This is a genomic window from Streptomyces sp. NPDC013457 (assembly GCF_043089925.1).
GTDB lineage: Bacteria > Actinomycetota > Actinomycetes > Streptomycetales > Streptomycetaceae > Streptomyces.
In genome coordinates, this window is the sequence record NZ_JBICBL010000006.1 from 409,849 (window position 1) to 429,275 (window position 19,427).

13 protein-coding genes are annotated in these 19,427 nt (G+C 71.8%); 7 read left to right on the forward strand and 6 right to left on the reverse strand.

The annotated features are described in order from the left end of the window. Positions 1-25 precede the first annotated feature (25 nt). The 3 genes from ACF1G2_RS19040 to ACF1G2_RS19050 form a co-directional block, all read right to left on the reverse strand. Entirely contained in the window at positions 26-790 is a 765-nt protein-coding gene (locus ACF1G2_RS19040; RefSeq protein ID WP_391799377.1) for a class I SAM-dependent methyltransferase, read from the reverse strand. After that, positions 787-5,364: an aminotransferase class I/II-fold pyridoxal phosphate-dependent enzyme gene (locus ACF1G2_RS19045; protein ID WP_391799378.1), complete on the reverse strand. Its 4,578-nt coding sequence runs from the start codon at positions 5,362-5,364 to the stop codon at positions 787-789. Before ACF1G2_RS19045 ends, ACF1G2_RS19040 begins: the two co-directional genes overlap by 4 nt. A 140-nt stretch (positions 5,365-5,504) precedes the next feature. After that, positions 5,505-6,533, reverse strand: a complete 1,029-nt coding sequence (locus tag ACF1G2_RS19050) for a LacI family DNA-binding transcriptional regulator (protein WP_391799379.1) — start codon at positions 6,531-6,533, stop codon at positions 5,505-5,507. 212 nt (positions 6,534-6,745) lie between these two features. Between ACF1G2_RS19050 and ACF1G2_RS19055 the strand changes: the two genes are divergently transcribed. The 6 genes from ACF1G2_RS19055 (at position 6,746) to ACF1G2_RS19080 (ending at position 14,407) form a co-directional block, all read left to right on the forward strand. Further along, positions 6,746-8,095 carry an ABC transporter substrate-binding protein gene (locus ACF1G2_RS19055; RefSeq protein ID WP_391799380.1) on the forward strand — a complete coding sequence of 450 codons (1,350 nt, stop codon included), beginning with the start codon at positions 6,746-6,748 and terminating at the stop codon, positions 8,093-8,095. Positions 8,096-8,248: 153 nt separating this feature from the next. Further along, positions 8,249-9,247 (forward strand): carbohydrate ABC transporter permease, encoded by a 999-nt coding sequence (locus ACF1G2_RS19060; RefSeq protein ID WP_391799381.1) that lies wholly within the window; start codon positions 8,249-8,251, stop codon positions 9,245-9,247. Between the two features lie 4 nt (positions 9,248-9,251). Continuing rightward, the gene (locus tag ACF1G2_RS19065; protein ID WP_385854022.1) at positions 9,252-10,127 is read left to right on the forward strand and encodes a carbohydrate ABC transporter permease; all 876 of its coding nucleotides are present in this window, start codon (positions 9,252-9,254) and stop codon (positions 10,125-10,127) included. 131 nt (positions 10,128-10,258) lie between these two features. Next, a complete protein-coding gene (locus tag ACF1G2_RS19070; protein ID WP_391799382.1) occupies positions 10,259-11,701 on the forward strand; it encodes a GH1 family beta-glucosidase in 1,443 nt (480 codons plus the stop codon). 184 nt (positions 11,702-11,885) lie between these two features. Beyond that, complete coding sequence (locus ACF1G2_RS19075) at positions 11,886-12,482, forward strand: GNAT family N-acetyltransferase (protein ID WP_391799460.1); 597 nt, start codon at positions 11,886-11,888, stop codon at positions 12,480-12,482. Positions 12,483-12,574: 92 nt separating this feature from the next. After that, positions 12,575-14,407, forward strand: a complete 1,833-nt coding sequence (locus ACF1G2_RS19080; RefSeq protein ID WP_391799383.1) for a VanW family protein — start codon at positions 12,575-12,577, stop codon at positions 14,405-14,407. Here the strand turns inward: ACF1G2_RS19080 and ACF1G2_RS19085 are convergent. Further along, on the reverse strand, positions 14,390-15,259 hold the full coding sequence (locus ACF1G2_RS19085; protein WP_391799384.1) for a ketose-bisphosphate aldolase: 870 nt from the start codon (positions 15,257-15,259) through the stop codon (positions 14,390-14,392). The two genes, ACF1G2_RS19080 and ACF1G2_RS19085, sit on opposite strands and share 18 nt — an antisense overlap. Next, positions 15,259-16,254: an SIS domain-containing protein gene (locus ACF1G2_RS19090; protein WP_391799385.1), complete on the reverse strand. Its 996-nt coding sequence runs from the start codon at positions 16,252-16,254 to the stop codon at positions 15,259-15,261. Before ACF1G2_RS19090 ends, ACF1G2_RS19085 begins: the two co-directional genes overlap by 1 nt. A 116-nt stretch (positions 16,255-16,370) precedes the next feature. Here ACF1G2_RS19090 and ACF1G2_RS19095 point away from each other — a divergent pair, with 116 nt between their 5' ends. Beyond that, positions 16,371-17,171, forward strand: coding sequence for a DeoR/GlpR family DNA-binding transcription regulator (locus ACF1G2_RS19095; RefSeq protein ID WP_391799386.1), 801 nt, complete (start codon positions 16,371-16,373; stop codon positions 17,169-17,171). Between the two features lie 28 nt (positions 17,172-17,199). Here the strand turns inward: ACF1G2_RS19095 and ACF1G2_RS19100 are convergent, their stop codons facing one another. Next, positions 17,200-19,263 (reverse strand): phosphocholine-specific phospholipase C, encoded by a 2,064-nt coding sequence (locus ACF1G2_RS19100; protein ID WP_391799387.1) that lies wholly within the window; start codon positions 19,261-19,263, stop codon positions 17,200-17,202. Between the last annotated feature and the right edge of the window lie 164 nt (positions 19,264-19,427).

Consider the following 19,427-nt stretch of genomic DNA (forward strand, 5'->3'; position numbering starts at 1 on the left):
AGGTGAGGGCGGTGTCCCGCGCCGGTCAGGGTCGCGGTGGCCGCTCCGTCCGGCGGGCCGTGAGGAGGAGCAGCCCCGTGTCTCCGTACTCGGGCAGGGTGCGGTCCTTCGCCAGCCGGCTGATGCGCAGCCCGTCGGTCAGCGGCGCGAAGACGGAGCGGATCGCACCCGCGTCCACCGGGCAGGCCGGCCAGTTCGGGCCGTCGCCGATGCGGTAGCTGGGCATGCGTTCCATGAAGGCGGCCACGAGATGCCCTCCGGGCCGGACCGAGCGGACGAAGTCGGCGCACAACGCGGCGACCTCGGCGAAGTCCTCGGTGACGCTCTCGGCGACGAAGTTCATCGAGGCCAGGTCGTACGTCCCCGAGGGGACGTCGTCGGCGTCGCCGGGGACGATCCGCACCCGGGCGAGGGCCTCGGCGGGCGTCTCGGGAAGGCCCGGGTCGAGTGCCCGGCAGAGGGCGTGGAAGGGCCGCCAGCTCGCGTCGGGCCCGTGGGCGAGCTGTTCACGGAGGTATCCGACGCTGGCGGTGCTGGGTTCGAGGGCGTCGATGCGCCGGCTCGCGGCGGCGGCCAGCATGAGGGGGTACAGATTGGGCCCGGCGCCGAACTCCAGGGAGCGGGCGACGCTGCCGGGCGCGAACTGCCGGTAGAAGGCCGAGTGGTGGTGGATGACGCCGATGTCGCACGGGTGCAGCTGCCGGTAGTTCTCCGCCAGGTAGTCGGAGACGGGCCAGGAGTCCCAGTCCGCGTCGTGGTTGTGCCGGAGCGCCCGCGCCGACGGGCTCATCGGGAGTCCGCGGGCCGGCCGGCGGCGACGCCGGGGTGGGGGTCTCCGTGCACCCGCTGCAGGGCGAAGCGTAGCGAGAGGTCGGTCAGCGCCGCGTTGAGCTGGTCGATCTCCTCGTCGGTGTTGGCGGCAGTGACCTGGACGCGGAAGCCCACGCGGTTGCGCGGGACGAGGGGGTAACTGGCCAGTGTGACGTAGATGCCGCGCGCCCACAGGAACGAGGCCACCGCTTCGAGGTCCTGTGCGTCGGCGAGCGGGATCTCGATGATCGGCAGGCCGTCGGTGTTGGGGGTGGCGATGTCCAGGGCGCGTACGTGGTCGAGGATCCGCGCGGTCTTGCGGAACAGATCGGCCCGGATGGCGTCCCCTCGCTCGGCGTTGACGTCGAGTCCGGCGAGGGCGGTGGCGAGCGAGGCTGTCGGGGAGGGCCCGGAGTAGAGGTAGGGCGCGGCCGCGACCTTGAGGTGGTCCTTCAGCCACTTCGGTACGGCGAGGAAGGCGAGCAGCGACGAGTACGCCTTGGAGAAGCCGCCGACCAGGACGACACCTTCGTAGGACTCGCCGAGGTGGCGGACGATGCTGTTCCCCCGGGAGCCCCAGGGCGAGGACTCGCCGCTGCCCCGTTCGCCGATCACGCCGAATCCGTGGGCGTCGTCCACGTAGAGCAGTGCGCCGTTCTCACGGCAGATCCGGGCGATCTCGCGGAGGTCCGGGAAGTTGCCGGTCATGCTGTTGACGCCGTCCATGCAGACCAGGCGGCTCTCCCCGGCGGGGACGGCCCGCAGTTGTATGTCCAGTTCCCACGGGCTGTCCGCGTGGAAGCGCTGCACGGTCGCACCCTGGCCGCGGGCCACCACACACCCGTCGTACACCGTGCGGTGGGCCGTCGCCTCGACGAAGACCTGTCCGTCGCCGGCGAGCAGCGGGATCACCGACTGGTGGATGAGGGTGATCGTCGGCAGCAGCAGGGTGTCGGGCGCGCCGAGGAGTTCGGTCAGCCGCTCCTCGATCCGGGGGTACAGCCGGGGGCTGCCGATCAGTCGGGACCAGCTGGGGTGCGTGCCCCAGCTGCTGACCTGCGGGCCGATCGACGCCATGATCTCCGGTTCGAGGTCGAAGCCGAGGTAGTTGCAGGAGGCGAAGTCGACGAGCCATTCGTTCTCGACGCGCAGCTTGCGGCCGTCGATCTCGTCGATGACGGCGTCGCACATCGGGCTGGTGCGCTTCAGCCGCTCCAGGTCGCGCCACCGGCGATCGCGCTGCGCCGCACCGCGGCGTGCGCTGCCGGTCGGCCGGTTCACCGCCGCCTGCGCCCCGGCGGCCTGGGCCCGGGCCGCCTCGGCCGCGGCCTGCTGCGCCGTCATCGGCCGGACGGGCGCGGAGGGTCGCCCGGCGACGGCGCTCCCGGCCGGTGCGGACGCGGTGACGGGCGAGGAGCGGCGCAGGAAGGACTCGGCCTGGTGGGCGGTCATGGGACGGGCGAAGAGAAAGCCCTGGCCGTACTGGCAGCCCATGTCGGCGAGGAGCTCGCGCTGCCCCTCGTGCTCGATGCCCTCGGCGACCACCTCCAGTCCGAGGACGTCGGCGATCCGGACGATCCCCTCGACCAGGGCGAGCTGCTGCCGGTCGGTGGCGATGTCGTCGATGAACGACTTGTCGACCTTGAGCACGTCGATGGGGAACTCCCGCAGATAGCTGAGCGAGGAGAACCCGGTGCCGAAGTCGTCGATCGCGATGGAGACCCCGAGTTCACGCAACTGCCGCATGGTGGTGCGGATCTGCTCGTCCCTGCGCATGAGCACGGTCTCGGTGAGCTCCAGGACCAGGGTGCCGGGTGCGAGCCCGGAGGAGTTGAGGGTACGGCGGACGTCGTCGAGGAGGCCGGGGTCGCGGAACTGCCGGGGCGAGACGTTGACGTTGATGTACAGGGGCGGCTGCCGGTCCGGGCGGGCCCGCTGCCAGCGGGCGACGTCGAGCGCCGCGTGTTCGAGCACCCAGGCGCCGAGCGGCATGATGTGGCCGCTCTCCTCGGCCAGGGTGATGAACTGGTCGGGCGGCACCATCCCGCGCCGCGCGTGCGGCCAGCGGATCAGTGCCTCGAAGCCGGCGACGGACCCGCCGGCGACGTCCACGATCGGCTGGTAGCGCAGGGCGAAGGCGTGGTCGGCGATGGCCGTGTCCATGCCCTCCTGCAGTTCGTGGCGGGCGACGAGACGGGCGTGCAGTTCCGGCCGGAACCGCCGCCAGCGCTTCTTGCCCGCGGCCTTGGCGGCGTACAGGGCGAGGTCGGCGTGGCCGAGGAGCTCCTCGGCGTGGGCGCTGTCCAGGACCGTGGCGATGCCGACGCTCGTCGAGACCGAGACGGCGCCGTCGGTGAGGTGGAAGGGCTGGCTCAGGGTGTGCACGATCTGGGCGGCGAGGGCCTCGGCGTCAACGGGTTCCTTGGCGCCCTCGATCAGGACGGCGAACTCGTCCCCGCCCAGCCGCGCGGCGGTGTCGCTGAGCCGCAGGACGGAGGTCAGCCGACGGGCCACCGCGACGAGCAGTTCGTCGCCGACCGAGTGCCCCATGGTGTCGTTGACGACCTTGAAGTCGTCGAGGTCGACAAAGAGCATGCAGGTCAGCGTGGAGTCGCGGCGTCCGCGCAGCAGTGCTCGCTCGATCCGTTCGAGGAGCAGGACCCGGTTGGGCAGGCCGGTGAGCGAGTCGTGGAAGGCGCGGTGGGTGAGCTCCCGTTCCAGCTTCCGCTGCTCCGTGACGTCCCGCAGGGTGAGGACGAGACCGTGGACGGTCTGTTCGTAACGGAGGTTGCTGCACCGGACCTCGACGTGCAGGTCCGTGGACTCGTCGCGGCGCAGCTTCCAGTCGTCCCGGGCGTCCACGTCGTCGCGCGAGCGGACGCCCGCGAGGATCCGCAGCGCGCTGGCGGCGTCGCCGGGAGCCAGGAGGTCGGTCAGCGGCGTCCCGGGCATCAGCGCGTGTCCGAACATCGACTCGGCCGACGGGCTGGCGTACCGCACGGTGTCGTCGTCGTCGACGATCAGGATGACGTCCGAGGTGTTGTGGACGAGGGTACGGAAGTACGCCTCGCTGGTGCGGCGGTTGACCTCCTCGCTGAGCCCGAAGCGCTCCAGGGCGAGGGCGGCCTGGGAGGCGAGGGACTGCGCGGGCCCGGAGATCTCGCGGAGCTTCTTCTCCGGGGCGGCGAGCAGCACCGCGCCGAGCAGCGGTTCGCCGGCGGCGGGCGCCTGCAGCGCCAGCGGGCAGAGCAGGGCGTGCGACAGCGGCCCGAGGGCGTGCGCGACGGTGGGATCGAGCTCGTCGGTGCCGACGAGCCGGCCGCCATGGGCGAGCAGCTCGGGCCAGGGCTGACTGTCGGGGCCGGAGAGTTCCGTACCGCGGAAGTTCCAGGGCAGATGCCCGGTCGGGACGGCGTAGAGGAAGCGCCGGCGGTCGCGGGCGAGGAGCATCGTCTTGTGCGGCGTTCCGGGCCCGACGAGGGTCGCGGCGGCCGCCTCGACGGCGCTGGCGACCTCACGGGGGCTCAGTGCGGCCACCAGGGAGGCGGCGGCGACCCGCAGACTGCGCTCGCGGGCCTCGGCGCTGCGGTGCTCGGCCATCATGTACCACAGGCGGGTGAGGACCAGCAGGAACATGATCGCGGAGAACACGGCGATGACGGCGATGTCCTGCTCGCGGTCCTCGCGGAGCGACTGGTAGAGCAGCAGGACGGGGGCGACGAGCGAGGCCGCGGCGAGCAGGGCCAGACGCCGTTCGGCGATGACCGGCGGCGGCTGGGGCGCACGCTCGGTCAGGCCGGTCATGGAGGGGTGCAGGGCCGCCAGTCCCCAGGCCGTGAAGAAGATGACCCAGCCGAGGTCCCAGCCGGTGCCGACCGTCCAGGTCCCCTTCAGCTGGAGCGCTCCGTAGATGACGTCGGACGCCAGGATTCCGCAGGTCCCCACGGTGAGCAGCTGCACCGCTCGGGATCTCAGCCCGCCGGGCACCAGGAGGCGGGCGAGCATCGCGAGCATCAGGACGTCGCCGAGCGGATACGCGATCGAGATGGCCTTCTCGATCCACGTCATGTCGGGCGACTTGCTGAGCGGGGTGATCAGGTACACCCAGGAGAGCAGGGCCAGCCCCGACGTGAGGATGAGGGCGTCGAGCGCCACGGCGAGGTCGCGCCCGGCGGCCCGGTAACGGATGAAGCCGAAGAGACCGATGGCGAACAGCGGGTACGTGGCCAGGTACAGGGCGTCCGCGACCGAGGGGAAGGGGTTGGGCTGGTCGAACAGGCTCTCAAGCAGGTTGTACGCGGTGTCGCCGGCGACGAAGGTGAAGTTTGCGCCCGCGAGCACGAGCCACGGCCACCGTTTGGCGGGCTTGTGGATGTGGACACCGGTGAGGATCGCGGCGACGCCGCTGAGGCCGATCAACGCCCAGAGAAGCGTGTGCCGGGACGGCACCGTGAGGTAGAAGCCCGTGAGCAGGGCGACGGCACACACATAGACGACGACCCACTGCCGCAGTGTCCCGGCCATGAACGACCGGTACTCCTGTCGCAGCGGCATCGTCGACCGCCCCCTTGCCAAGTTGCGCCCAGTGGCGCCGGGTTGCGCCCGGTGGCGCCAGGTTGCGCCCGGTGGCGGATACGGGCCCTGTTGCTGCAATTCTCCGGGCATCGCGGGCCCGATGCATCTTGGGAGGCGGTTCAGGACGACTCGCGGACGACCAGCTCCGTCGGGAGCACCCGGTGCGGCTGCTCACCCGACGACTCGGCGATCTCCTGGAGCAGCAGCCGGGCCATGGTGCGCCCCATCTCCTCGATCGGCTGCCGCACGCTGGTCAGCGGCGGATCCATGTGACGGGCCACGGCCGAATCGTCGACCCCGACGAGGGCCACGTCCTGCGGGACCCGGCGCCCCGCCTCCCTCAGCACGCCGCGGGCTCCCGCCGCCATCACGTCCGAGGCGGCGAAGACGGCGTCGAGCTCCGGTTCGCGCTCGAGCAGCTGCCGCATCGCCCGCCGTCCGCCCTCCTCGGTGAAGTCGCCCGTGGCGACGAGCCGTTCGTCCGCGGCGATCCCGGCCTCCGCCAGGCCCTGGCGGTAGCCGTCGAGGCGGCAGCGGGCGACGTACATGTCCAGGGGGCCGGTGACGGTCGCGATGCGGCGGCGGCCGCTCCCGGCGAGATGGGCGACGGCCGACCGTCCGGCACCGACGTTGTCGGAGTCCACGTAGGCCACCTCCTCCGCCTCGGTGCGGCGCCCGTTGAGCACGGCCGGCAGGCCGAGCGCCCGCACCTGGTCCGGCAGGGGATCGTCGCCGTGGACCGAGACGAGCAGCACGCCGTCCACCCGCTGGGCGGCGAGGTACTGCTCGAAGCGCTGCCGCTCCTTGTCGTTCCGGATCAGCGTGAGCAGCAGCTGCTTGTCCGCGTCGGCGAGTTCGGCGCTGACCCCGCGGATGATGTCGAGGAAGTACGGTTCGGCGAAGAGCCGGGCCTCGGTCTCGGGGATCACGAGCGCCACCGCGTCCGTACGGCTGCCGGCCAGCGCCCGGGCGGCGCGGTTGGGTACGTACCCGAGTTCGGCGACGGCGCGGGCGACGGCGGCCTTGGCGTGTTCGCTCACCCGCGGGGAGCCGTTGATCACCCGTGAGACCGTGCCCCGGCCGACACCGGCCCTGGCCGCGACCTCCTCCAGGGTGGGCCTGCCGGTCTGGCGCCCGCTCACCACCATCTGCCGTCTCCCCTCGTGTCCCCTGCGTCCCGTGACTGTATCAAGCGTGGGAGCGCTCCCAAGAACGGCGTAACGGATTCCGACCCGCCTCTTGACACCCGTACGGGCCAGGCAGCAACCTTCCGGCGAGACGCAGTGGGAGCGCTCCCACGCACGAGCCGCGCGGGCCGCACCGAGCCACGCTTCGCATCACCCCGGACGAGGAGAGTCGAATGCGCACTTCCAGCACGAGCCGCAGCAGACAGGCACGACGCCGCACCGCGTGGGCCGCGGTCGCCGGGGTCGCCGTCTGCGCCGCCCTGATCACCGGCTGCGGTGGCGACGGCGGCTCCGACGAGGCCGGCGGCGACGGACGGATCACGCTGCGCATCGGGACGTTCGGGTCGTTCGGCTACGACGACAAGACGGGCGCCAAGCTCTACGCCGAGTACGAGAAGGCACACCCGAACATCAGGATCGTCGAGTCGAACGTCGCCGACGGGCAGAAATACTGGGACACCCTCAAGCTGCGGCTCTCCCGCAACAGCGGACTGGCCGACATCCAGGCCCTCGAGGTCGGTTACGTCGCGGAGGCCACCGGCCCCGCCATGGCGGACAAGTGGGTCGACCTCGGCACGACCGGCGGCGCGGACCTCGGCTCCTACCTCGACTGGAAGGTCAAGCAGGCCACCACCGCCGACGGCAAGGTCATCGGACTCGGCACCGACATCGGCCCGATGGCGATCTGCTACAACAAGGAGCTCTTCGCCAAGGCCAAGCTGCCCACCGACCGCGCCGCCGTGGGCGCGCTGTGGCAGGGGGACTGGGCCAAGTTCCTGAAGACGGGCGAGACCTACAAGAAGGCCGCTCCGCCCGGAACGTCCTTCCACGACTCGGCGAGCGGTCTGTTCAACGCGGTCGTCTCCAGCGAGGCCGTGCAGTACGCGGACACCAAGGGTGAGCTGGACTACGAGAACAGCCCGGGCGTGAAGAAGGCCTGGGACACCGCCGTCGCCGCGGCGCAGGGCGGCCTCACGGCCAAGCTCCGCCAGTTCGACGAGAAGGGCACCTGGAACGCGGCCTTCAAGAACTCCGCGTTCGCCACGGTCGCCTGCCCGAGCTGGATGACCGGCATCATCAAGGACCAGGCGGGCGCGGCCAACCAGGGCAAGTGGGACATCGCCGCGCCGCCGGTGGCCGGCAACTGGGGCGGCTCGTTCCTCGCCGTCCCCAAGTCGGGCAAGCACGCCAAGGAGGCCGCGGAGCTGGCCGCCTGGCTCACCGCGCCCGCGCAGCACGCCAAGGTCTTCGGCGTGAACGGCAACATCCCCTCGACCAAGGACACGCTCTCCTCTGCGGCCGTGCAGGACGCGAAGCTGCCGTACTTCGGGGACACGCCCGTCGGCCGGATCTACTCGGAGGCCGCGGCCGGAATCACCCCGGCCCCGATCAGCCGCTGGGACGGCCAGGTGAAGACCTTCCTCACCGACAACGGCATCCTCGACATCGAGCAGCGCGGCACGGATCCCGCGAAGGCGTGGGAGAACGTCAGGAAACTGATCGAGGACAAGATCGAGCAGTAGCCGGGACGCGGAGGCCGCGAGGCCGCCCGGCGCTCCCCCGCCGGGCGGCCACCACCCGCGGCCCGCCCCACGCCCGTACCGACGGCACGCGCCCGTCCGCACGCGGCACGACCGCGCGCCGCGCATCCGCACCGATTCCGAAGGGACGCCCCCGTGGCCACCTCCCTCCGGGCGGCGGCCGACGGCTCCCCGCCGCCCGCTCCGCCCTCTCCCGCCCCGCCTTCTCCCCCACCGTCCCGCGCGGGCCTTCGCAGCCGGCTCTACCGGTGGGACCTGCGGTTCAGCCCCTACGCGTTCGTCGCGCCCTTCTTCCTCACCTTCGCCGCCTTCGGGATCTTCCCGCTGGTCTACACCGGCTGGCTCTCGCTGCACCGCGTGGAGCTCGGCGGTGAGGCGGAGTGGCGTGGCCTGGACAACTACACCTCCCTCGCGGAGAGCGAGTTCTTCTGGAACGCGCTCGCCAACACGTTCACGATCGGTGTGGTGTCGACCGTCCCCCAGCTGCTGATGGCGCTCGGCCTGGCCCATCTGCTCAACTACCGGCTGCGCGCCCGGGGGTTCTTCCGGGTCGCGGTCCTCGCCCCGTACGCCACCTCGATCGCGGCGGCCACCCTCGTCTTCGCCCAGCTCTTCAACACCGACTACGGCCTGATCAACACCGTCCTGGGCTGGGTCGGGTTCGAGCCGGTCGACTGGGAGTCCTCCAAGTGGCCCGCGCAGATCGCCATCTCGACGATCGTGACCTGGCGCTGGACCGGCTACAACGCGCTGATCTATCTGGCCGCGATGCAGGCCGTGCCGAAGGACCTGTACGAGGCGGCGGCGCTGGACGGGGCCTCCCGGTGGCGCCAGTTCCTCAGCGTGACGATTCCGTCGATCCGTCCGACGATCCTCTTCACGATCGTGGTCTCGACGATCGGCGCCACCCAGCTGTTCGGCGAACCGATGATCTTCGGCGGCAGTCTCGGCATCAGCGGTGGCAGCGGCAACCAGTTCCAGACGCTGAGTCTGCTGATGTACGAGAAGGGCTGGGTGACCGGGGCGCTCGGCCAGGCGTCCGCCATCGCCTGGGTGATGCTGCTGCTCCTGTTGGTGATCGGTGCGGTCCGCACGCTCCTCGCCCGGGCGAACCGCAAGAAGCTGGGGGCCTGAGCTCATGTCACGTCTGCGTGTTCCTCTCCGTCTCCGTCCGCGCCCTCCGGCCGGCGACCAGCACCGGGCCGGCCCGCTCACCTACGTCCTGCTCGGCCTCGCGGCCCTGATCTCGCTCTTCCCGCTCTACTGGAACCTGGTCGCCGCCTCCCACTCGGGCGAGCGTGTCGTCTCGCCCCCGGCGCCGCTGCTGCCCGGCCCACGGCTCTTCGACAACCTCACGTTCGCCTGGAACCAGGTCGACATGGGCGAGGCGCTGGTCAACACGACCGTCGTGGCCGGGCTGGTGGCGGTGTCCACGGTGCTCTTCGCCACCCTGGCGGGCTTCGCCTTCGCCAAGCTGCCCTTCAGGGGACGGAGCGCGATGCTGGCGCTCGTCGTGGCGACCATGACGATCCCGCCGCAGCTCAGCGTGATCCCGCTGTACCGGATCATCACCGACCTGGGCTGGGTCGACCAGCTCCAGTCCGTCGTCCTGCCGTCCCTGGTCGCCGCGTTCGGCGTCTTCTTCATGCGCCAGTACCTGATCGAGGCGCTGCCCGTGGAACTCGTGGAGGCGGCCCGGGTGGACGGCGCGCACAGCCTGCGGATCATCTGGCACGTGGTCTTCCCGGTCGCGCGGCCCGCGATGGCGGTGCTCGGCATGCTGGTCTTCGTCCAGGCCTGGAACGACTTCTTCTGGCCGTTCATCGCGCTGACCCCGGACGGCAGCCCCACGCTCCAGGTGGCCCTGGCCGGTCTGGGAGCCGGCAACCACACCGTCGACCAGTCGATCGTGCTGACCGGCGCGCTGATATCCACCCTGCCGCTGCTGCTCGTCTTCGCCGTGCTGGGCAAGCACATCGTCGGCGGCATCACCACGGGCGCGGTCAAGAGCTGACCCGAGGTCACGGGCCGGTCCGCGGGTCATGACCCGACCCCGCGGACCGGTGGCCGGCCCCTGCCCGTTCCTCCCCTCCCCCGTATCCCTCCCCTCCCCCGTACGCCTCTCTCACCCGGGAGCACTTCCGCATGACCGCGACAGATCCCCGACCGCACACGACGGTCCGTCAGTTCCCGCCCGGCTTCCTGTGGGGCGCCGCCACCGCCGCGTACCAGATCGAGGGAGCGGCGGCCGAGGACGGCCGTACGCCGTCGATCTGGGACACCTTCTCGCACACCCCGGGGAGGGTGTTCGAGGGCCATACCGGCGATGTGTCGGTCGACCACTACCACCGCTTCCGGGACGACGTCCGGATGATGGCGGACCTCGGTCTGAGCGCCTACCGCTTCTCGGTGTCCTGGCCTCGCGTCCAGCCCACCGGCCGCGGACCGGCCGTCCAGAAGGGTCTGGACTTCTACCGCCGGCTCGTCGACGAGCTGCTCGCGGCAGGCATCGAGCCGGTCGCCACGCTCTACCACTGGGACCTGCCGCAGGAGCTGGAGACGGCCGGCGGCTGGCCCGAGCGGGCCACGGCCGAGCGGTTCGCGGCGTACGCCGCGCTGGTCGGCGAGGCGCTCGGCGACCGGATCTCCCGCTGGACCACGCTCAACGAGCCCTGGTGCAGTGCCTTCCTCGGCTACGGCTCCGGGGTCCACGCCCCCGGCCGCACGGACCCCGTCGCGGCCCTGCGCGCCGCGCACCACCTGAACCTCGGCCACGGGCTGGCCGCGCAGGCGCTGCGCGCCGCGCATCCAGGGCGGGCGAGGATCTCCATCAGCCTGAACCTGCACGAGGTCCGTCCGCTCACCACGTCGGCTGCGGACCGGGATGCGGCGCGCCGGATCGACGCCGTCGGCAACGGAGTCTTCCTGGGCCCGCTCCTCGACGGCGCGTATCCCGCTGACCTCCTCGCCGACACCGCCTCGCTGACCGACTGGGCGTTCGTACGCGACGGCGACGCGGCCACGATCGGCGGTCCGCTGGACTCGCTCGGCATCAACTACTACACGCCGACGGTGGTCTCGTCGGTCGCCGAGGGGATGGCGAAGCCGCAGGACGACGGGCACGGGGCGAGCGACCACTCCCCCTGGCCCGGGGCGGACGACGTCGCCTTCCACCGGGCGCCGGGCGAGCTGACGGCCATGGGCTGGGCGGTGGACCCGAACGGGCTGTACGAGCTGCTGACCAGGATCTCCGCACGCTGCCCGGACCTGCCGCTGCTGATCACGGAGAACGGCGCCGCGTACGAGGACGTGGTCGGCGCGGACGGCTCGGTCCACGACCCCGACCGGATCGCCTATGTGCACGGTCATCTGGCGGCCGTGCACCGGGCGATCGAGGACGGGGCGGACGTCCGCGGCTACTTCCTCTGGTCGCTGATGGACAACTTCGAGTGGGCGTACGGCTACGCGAAGCGGTTCGGCGCGGTCCACGTCGACTACGACTCGCTCGCCCGCACCCCCAAGTCGAGCGCCCGCTGGTACGCGCGCGTGGCACGGTCGAACGCACTGGTGGACCCGCAGGAGGGCTGATCCGCGGTGCGTGAGGGGAGTCCGTCCCTCACGCACCCGGCCCCGGCCTCCGTCGCCTCCGGGGCGGCTGGTAATCTGCCCGTACGTCAATGAGCCTCTCCGGCTGGGCCGTCGCCCCGCCCGGGAGGCTTTTTTCATGCCACAGAACCCGAGAAGCCCCCTGCCCCGAGTCCCGAGGCGGCCCCTGCCGGACGTGTCCGTGCGTCGCGCGGCCCCTGCCGACCGGCCCACCGTGGAACGCCTCTGGCTGATGTTCCGCCACGACCTGTCCGAGTACAGCGGTGTGCTGCCGCGCCCGGACGGAACCTTCCGCAGCGAGCGGCTCGACTCGGCCTTCGCGGACGCCGACTGGGCCGCCTACCTGGTGACGAGCGGCGAGCACCCGGTGGGTCTCGCGTTCGTCCGCGGCCTCTCCGCACCGACGCGCGTGCTCAACAGCTTCTTCGTGGTGCGCGCCGCGCGGCGGGCGGGAGTCGGACTGCGCGCGGTGCGGGAGGTCATGGCCGCGCACCCGGGGCGCTGGGAGGTCGCCTTCCAGGACGAGAACGCCGGAGCCGTGCGGTTCTGGCGCCGGGTCGCCGCCGACATCGTCGGCGAGGCCTGGGAGGAGGAACGCAGGCCGGTACCGGGCCGGCCGGACGTACCCCCCGACGCCTGGATCTCGCTCGACGTGCCGGCGACGCCCCGGCCGGGCCCGGACGGGCCGGGCCTGGACGGGCCGGGCCTGGACGGGCCGGGCCTGGACGGGCCGGGCCTGGACTGGCCGGGTTCCGTGACATAAGGGCAGGTCAGAGCCGTCCAACATGCGTGGGCCACCCGCTCGGCGTAACGTCACGGTTGGATCTCGGGTACCCCGACCCACCGGCAGGCCGTGTGAGCGACTCCAGCGACTCCAGGCACGAGGACGACGCGACGCCGTCGTCCTCTCGCGGTCGGCGCATACGCATCGCGGTGACGGCGGCCGGAGTGGCCCTCGTCGCCGCGGGCGGCCTGTACGCGGCGGGACTCCTCGCCACGGGGAACGACATCTCCGAGGGCACCCGGGTGGCCGGTGTGGACATCGGCGGCATGAGCCGCCAGGAGGCGCGGGCGGCGCTGACGGCGGCTGCGCCCGCGTCCTGGACCGCCCCGATACCGGTACGGATCGGCGCGAGCACCGGCACCGTCGACCCGGCCGCGGCCGGGCTGAGCGTCGACGTGGAGAAGACCGTCGACAAGGCGGCGGATCCCTCGCGAGATCCGGCGACCGTGATCGGCCGGCTGTTCTCCACCGACGAGCGCAACGTCGAACCGGTCGTCGCCTTCGACGAGTCCGAGGCCCGCGCGGCGATGACCGAGGCGGCCCGTACCTACGACCGGACGACCGTCGAGGGGGCCGTCTCCTTCGAGGACGGGCAGGCGGTCACCGTCCAGCCCCGCATCGGACAGAAGCTGGACGTCGACGGCGCCGTGGACACGCTGCGGGCGAACTATCCCGAGCCCGACGAGAATCCGGTGCCGCTGCCGACCGCCGTCTCCCCGCCCAAGGTCGGCGAGGCGGAGACGGCCCGGTTCCTCAACACGTTCGGGACGCCCGCGATGTCGGGGCCGGTGACCCTCACCGTCGACGGCGAGAGCCTGCGGATCACCCCGACCACGCTCGGCGCGCATCTGACGGTGAAGGCCGACGACGAGGGCAGGCTCGTCCCCACCCTCGACGAGCAGGGGCTGATCCGTGACCCTGCCGTGGCGCGCCCGCTCGACAGGGTCGCCACCGGTCCGGTCGAGGCCCGCCTCGGGGTGGAGAACGGCAAGGTGGTGGTCCTCGCTGACGGGCGGCCCGGGCACGAGGTGACGGCCCAGGCCCTGGGTGCGGCGGTCATGCCGCTGCTGCCGAAGCGGGGCGACGCCGCGCGGACCGGTCCCGTGGCCACCAGGCTGATCCAGCCGGTGCTGACCCGGAAGTCGGTGGCGGAGATGGGGATCAAGGAGCAGATGTCGACGTTCACGGTGAACTTCCCCACCGCGCCGTACCGGACGACCAACATCGGACGGGCGGTCGAGCTGATCAACGGCTCGCTGGTGAAGCCGGGCGAGGTCTGGAGCTTCAACAAGACGGTCGGGGAGCGCACCAAGGCCAACGGCTTCGTCGACGGCACGATGATCCTGGACGGGCAGTACCACTCCGCGCCGGGCGGCGGGGTCTCCGCCGTCGCGACCACGGTCTTCAACGCGATCTTCTTCGCGGGGGTCAAGCCGGTCGAGTACGGGGCGCACTCCTTCTACATCGAGCGGTACCCGCCGGGCCGGGAGGCGACGGTGGCCTGGGGCACGCTGGACCTGAAGTTCCGCAACAACTCCGACGCCTGGATCTACATCAAGGCGAGCTCCACCGACTCCTCCGTGACCGTCAGCTTCCTCGGCACGAAGAAGTTCGACGCCGTGGAGGCGGTGGAGGGCCCCCGCACCAATCTGACGGAACCCGCCGAGCGGACCGGCTCGGGCCCGAAGTGCGAGCCGCAGACTCCGCTGGAGGGCTTCGACATCACCGTGGACCGGGTCTTCCGCGACGGCGGGGCGGAGGTCGGCCGGGAGACGTTCCGTACGCACTACACCCCGCGCGACCGCGTCACCTGCGAGGAACCGGGAGCCGACGAGGACCCGGGAACCGCGCAGGGCTCCCCCACGCAGAACCCGGGCCGGCAGGGCTCAGGGGCCGACGACTGAGCTGCGCACCAGAGGCGCCTCGGCGCCCAGCACTCCCAGCAGATGGGAGACCGCCTCCGCGACGGCCGTGCGCGCCGGGCCGAGGTAGCGGCGCGGGTCGACGGTCGTGGCGTTCTCCCCCAGGTGGGTCCGGACGGCTTGGGTGAACGCCTTGTTGAGGTGCGTGGCCACGTTCACCTTCGTCATGCCGGCGCCGACGGCCCGGCCGAGGTCGGCGTCCCCGACGCCCGAGGAGCCGTGCAGGACAAGCGGGACGTCCACGGCCTCGCGCAGTCGGGAGACGAGGTCGAGGTCGAGGACGGCATCCCGGGTGAGCATCGCGTGGGAGCTGCCGACGGCGACGGCGAGGGCGTCGACGCCGGTGGCGGCCACGAAGGCGCGCGCCTCGGCGGGGTCGGTGCGCACCCCGGGCGCGTGGGCACCGTCCTTGCCGCCCACCTCGCCCAGTTCCGCCTCCACCCACACGTTCTCGCGGTGGCAGTAGTCGGTCATCTCGCGGGTGGCGGCGACGTTCTCCTCGTACGGGAGGGTGGAGGCGTCGAACATGACGGAGCCGAACCCGAGGGCGACGGCCTCGCGCACGAGGCCGGGCGACTCGGCGTGGTCGAGGTGGACGGCGACAGGAACGGCGGCCCGGCGGGCGATGGCGAGCGTCGCGAGCGCGATGGGCTCCAGGGCGCCGTGGTAGCGGGCGGTGTTCTCGCTGATCTGGAGGATGACGGGACGGTCCGCGGCCTCGGCGCCGGCCACGATGGCCTGCGCGTGCTCGATCTGGATCACGTTGAACGCTCCGGCGCCCGCCGCGTGCTCGCGGGCTTCGAGGACGATCTCGCCGGTGGTGGTGAGCGGCATCAGCTCTCCTCCGTCGCGCCGTGGTCGAGGACGACGGACCGGGTGAGGTTGCGCGGCCGGTCCGGGTTCTGTCCCTGGGCCTCGGCGAGCAGGACGGCGAGCCGCTGGGCGCGGACGAGGTCGGCCATCGGGTCGAGTTCGCCGTCGGCGTCGCCGGACTCCGCGACGAGGGTGCCGCCGACGCGGGCCACGTCGGCGGCGAGGCCGGTGGGCACGGGGCCGAAGGACCAGGCGACCCGGCCGGGCGCGGTGATGCTGATCGGGCCGTGGCGGTACTCCATGGCCGGGTAGGCCTCGGTCCAGGCGCCGGCTGCCTCGCGCATCTTCAGGCCCGCTTCGAGGGCGAGTCCGTAGGTCCAGCCGGTGCCGAGGAAGGTGTACTGCTCGGCACCGGTGATCGCGGCGGCGAGCGGTTCGGCGACGGCGCGTTCGGCGTCCTTGGCCGCCCGTTCGACGGTACGCACGCCGGCCGGGAGGGCGTCCTCCGCCTCCAGGTGCGCGCGGAGCAGGGCGAGGGCGGTGGTGGCGAAGCGGGTCTGCACCACCGATTCCTCGTCGGCGAAGTCGAGGACGGCCACGGCGTCCGCGGCGGCCATGACGGGGGTCGCCGGGTCGGCGGTGAGTGCGCCGGTGACGACGGTCCCCTTGACGCGGCGGAGCAGGTCGAGGACTTCGGTGGTGGTGCCGGAGCGGGTGATGGCGAGGATCCGGTCGTAGCGCCGTCCGAGAGGGAACTCGGAGGCGGCGAAGGCGTCGGTCTCGCCGTGACCGCCGGTCTCGCGGAGCTGGGCGTAGGCCTGGGCGATGAACCAGGAGGTACCGCAGCCGACGACGGCGACGCGCTCGCCCCGCACCGGCAGCGCCGCGCGGTGCTGGGGCAGGGTCTCCGCGGCCTTGCGCCAGGAGGCGGGCTGGGAGGCGATTTCGGCGGCGGTGCGGGAGGGACCCGTAGGGGGCACGTGCGACTCCTTCACAGACAGAGGATGCTCAGTCATGCTCGTAATAGATGATTTTCGAGCATCTTCGAGCATCTATCACTGTGCGCAGTATCCATCAGCGGCGGCGTGCGGTCCAGGGCCCACGGCGTCGGCGCGGCGCTAAAATCGCGATCATGTCGAAGCACGAGCGGTGGAACACGCTCCTCGAACTCCTCGCCTCCACCGGCAGGCTGGAGGTCGAGGAGGCCGCCGCCACGCTCGACGTCTCCCCCGCCACGATCCGCCGGGACCTGGACGAACTCGCCGAACAGCGGCTCCTGGTCCGTACCCGCGGCGGAGCCGTCCCGCACGGTGTCTCGTACGAGCTGCCCCTGCGCTACAAGTCCTCCCGGCACGCCTCGGAGAAGCAGCGCATCGCCGCCGCGGCGGCGGAGCTGGTCCACGAGGGCGAGGTGCTCGGGCTCAACGGCGGAACGACGACCACCGAGGTGGCCCGCGCGCTGGCGCTGCGCTTCGGCGGCGGCAGGGCGGAGGCGCCCGGCACCCCGCCCGCCCCCGCGCTGACCGTGGTGACCAACGCGCTCAACATCGCCGGCGAGCTCGCCGTACGGCCACAGATCAAGATCGTCGTCTCGGGGGGTGTGGCGCGCCCGCAGACGTACGAACTGGTCGGCCCGCTCGCCGCCGGGGTCCTGAACGAGGTGGTGCTCGACGTCGTCGTCCTCGGCGTCGACGGAATCGACCCGGAGCTCGGCATCATGGCGCACCACGAGGACGAGGCGGGGATCAGCCGGCTCTTCGCCGAGCGCGCGAGCCGGGTCGTCGTGGTCACCGACTCCTCGAAGATGGGGCGGCGCGCCTTCGCCCGGATCTGCGGCCTCGACCACGTCGACGTCCTGGTCACCGACGCGGCCCTCCCGGCGGAGGCGGTGCGGCGGCTGACCGACGCCGACGTGCGGGTCGTCACCGTCTGACCGGCCGCCGCACCGCCCCCTTCCGGCCTCAGCCGGTGACGATCCCCGGGTCGCTGACGCCCGCCGTGCCGTTCTCGACATGGCCCGCGAAGCGCCGGAGGAAGGTGCTGTTCCCGCTGGAGACGACCGACAGGTCGTACCAGCGCTTGCTGCCCCGCAGGTCCACGGTGTGCGTCACCGTGGCGCCCTTGGCGACCGTGACCCGCTGGACCTGGCCTCCGTAGGCGGGCGCGCTGGTGACCGTGAGGGTGACCGCGGCGACACCGGTGTTCGTCATCGTCAGCACGACGTTGCCGGAGACGGCATCATGACGTGCCGTCACCTCCGGACCCGCCGTCGTGCCCGGCCCGCGGAAGCCGCGCAGGAAGCCGTTGGGGCCGGTCACGGTGAGGTCGTAGACCCCGGCGGAGTAGGCGGAGTTCCAGGAGTCGGAGATGCTCCGGCCGGCCGACACCGTGTACGTCCACGGCCCGTCGGTGCGGTTCGGCGCGGTGATGTAGTAGCAGGCACCGGCCTTGGCACCCGCGCCGAAGGTCAGCGCGAAGCGCCCGGTGGACGGCGTCGCCGCGCCGTCGACGTACAGCTCGTACGGCAGCGCCCTGGCCGGGCGCGCTCCCGCCTCCTGGACGGGCAGCACCGGCTTGGCCGGCGGCTTCGGTACGTAGCTGGGGTGCCGGTCGTTGTCGAGCGGCTTGTACGCCGAGGTGTCCGGCAGCGCCGCCGGCGCCGTGTCCTCGAGGCCGAAGTCGAAGGCGGAGGTGAGATCGCCGCAGACGGCGCGGCGCCAGGGCGAGATCTGCGGTTCCGCCACTCCGAAGCGGCGCTCCATGAAGCGGATGATCGAGGTGTGGTCGAAGGTCTCGGAGCAGACGTAACCGCCCGTGCTCCAGGGCGAGACGACCAGCATCGGGACTCGCTGGCCGAGGCCGTAGACACCGGCGGCGTAACTCGCGTTGCCGGAGAACCGGTCGAGGGAGGTGTCGACGGTCGAGAGCCCCTGGGAGGCGGAGGACGGCGGGTACGGCGGGACGACGTGGTCGAAGTAACCGTCGTTCTCGTCGTACGTGATGAAGAGCGCGGTCCTGCTCCACACCTCCGGGTTGGAGGTCAGCGCGTCCAGGACCTGCGAGATGTACCAGGCGCCGTAGTTCGAGGGGAAGTTGGGGTGCTCGGTGAAGGCCTCGGGGGCGGCGATCCAGGAGATCTGCGGGAGCCGTCCGGCGGCGACGTCGGCCCGCAGGATGTCGAAGAAGCCGTCGCCCTTGGAGGCGTCCGTGCCGGTGCGGGCCTTGTCGTAGAGCGGGTTGCCGGGCTGGGCGTTGCGGTACTGGTCGAAGTACAGCAGCGAGTTGTCGCCGTAGTTGCCGCGGTAGGCGTCGTTGATCCAGCCCCAGTGCCCGGCCGCGTTCAGACCGTCGCCGATGTCCTGGTAGATCTTCCAGGAGACCCCGGCCTGCTCCAGCCGCTCGGGGTACGTCTTCCAGCTGTACCCCGCCTCCTCGTTGCCGAGGACGGGACCGCCGCCCGTGCGGTCGTTGCCGGTGTGGCCGGTCCACATGTAGTAGCGGTTGGGGTCGGTGGCGCCGATGAACGAGCAGTGGTAGGCGTCGCAGATCGTGAAGGCGTCGGCGAGCGCGTAGTGGAACGGGATGTCGTTCCGGTTCAGATAGGCCATGGTGCCCGCGGACTTGGCGGGGATCCACTGGTCGTACCTGCCGTTGTTGAAGGCCCTGTGGCCGCCGGCCCAGTCGTGGTTCAGGCCTGCGATGAACTGCATGCCGAGGTCCTCGGCGGTGGGGTGGTACGGCAGCACGGTCTTGGAGCCGTCCTGCTGGTGCCAGACCGACTTTCCGCTGGGGAGCGTGATGGGGCGCGGGTCGCCGAAGCCTCGGACCCCCTTCAGGGCTCCGAAGTAGTGGTCGAAGGACCGGTTCTCCTGCATCAGGACGACGATGTGCTCGACGTCCGCCAGGGTTCCGGAGGTCCGGGCGGCGGGGATGGCGGCGGCCCGGGCGATGCTGCTGTCGAGCGCCGCGAAGCCTGCGGTGGCGCCCGCTATCTGGAGGAAACGGCGCCGGTTGAGTTCGGTCATGGGTCTGAGCACCTCTGATGGATTCCGGTGGGGGGACGGTGGTCCGAGCGAGCCCAAGATCAGTGGGTGAGAGGACGTGGACGTGTCGTCGATGCGTGGGGGCGCGGTACAGGACGTGAACGCGGGGCACCTGGTCGCGGAATTGCCGGGACGCCGCCAGGGCC

Excerpts from the sequence above, each read along its gene's own strand:
- ACF1G2_RS19070 (WP_391799382.1), top strand. The coding sequence starts at position 10,259 with ATGACCGCGACAGATCCCCGACCGCACACGACGGTCCGTCAGTTCCCG.
- ACF1G2_RS19045 (WP_391799378.1), bottom strand. The coding sequence starts at position 5,364 with ATGCCGCTGCGACAGGAGTACCGGTCGTTCATGGCCGGGACACTGCGG.
- ACF1G2_RS19040 (WP_391799377.1), bottom strand. The coding sequence starts at position 790 with ATGAGCCCGTCGGCGCGGGCGCTCCGGCACAACCACGACGCGGACTGG.
- ACF1G2_RS19090 (WP_391799385.1), bottom strand. The coding sequence starts at position 16,254 with ATGACTGAGCATCCTCTGTCTGTGAAGGAGTCGCACGTGCCCCCTACG.
- ACF1G2_RS19050 (WP_391799379.1), bottom strand. The coding sequence starts at position 6,533 with ATGGTGGTGAGCGGGCGCCAGACCGGCAGGCCCACCCTGGAGGAGGTC.
- ACF1G2_RS19095 (WP_391799386.1), top strand. The coding sequence starts at position 16,371 with ATGTCGAAGCACGAGCGGTGGAACACGCTCCTCGAACTCCTCGCCTCC.
- ACF1G2_RS19100 (WP_391799387.1), bottom strand. The coding sequence starts at position 19,263 with ATGACCGAACTCAACCGGCGCCGTTTCCTCCAGATAGCGGGCGCCACC.
- ACF1G2_RS19085 (WP_391799384.1), bottom strand. The coding sequence starts at position 15,259 with ATGCCGCTCACCACCACCGGCGAGATCGTCCTCGAAGCCCGCGAGCAC.
- ACF1G2_RS19055 (WP_391799380.1), top strand. The coding sequence starts at position 6,746 with ATGCGCACTTCCAGCACGAGCCGCAGCAGACAGGCACGACGCCGCACC.
- ACF1G2_RS19065 (WP_385854022.1), top strand. The coding sequence starts at position 9,252 with ATGTCACGTCTGCGTGTTCCTCTCCGTCTCCGTCCGCGCCCTCCGGCC.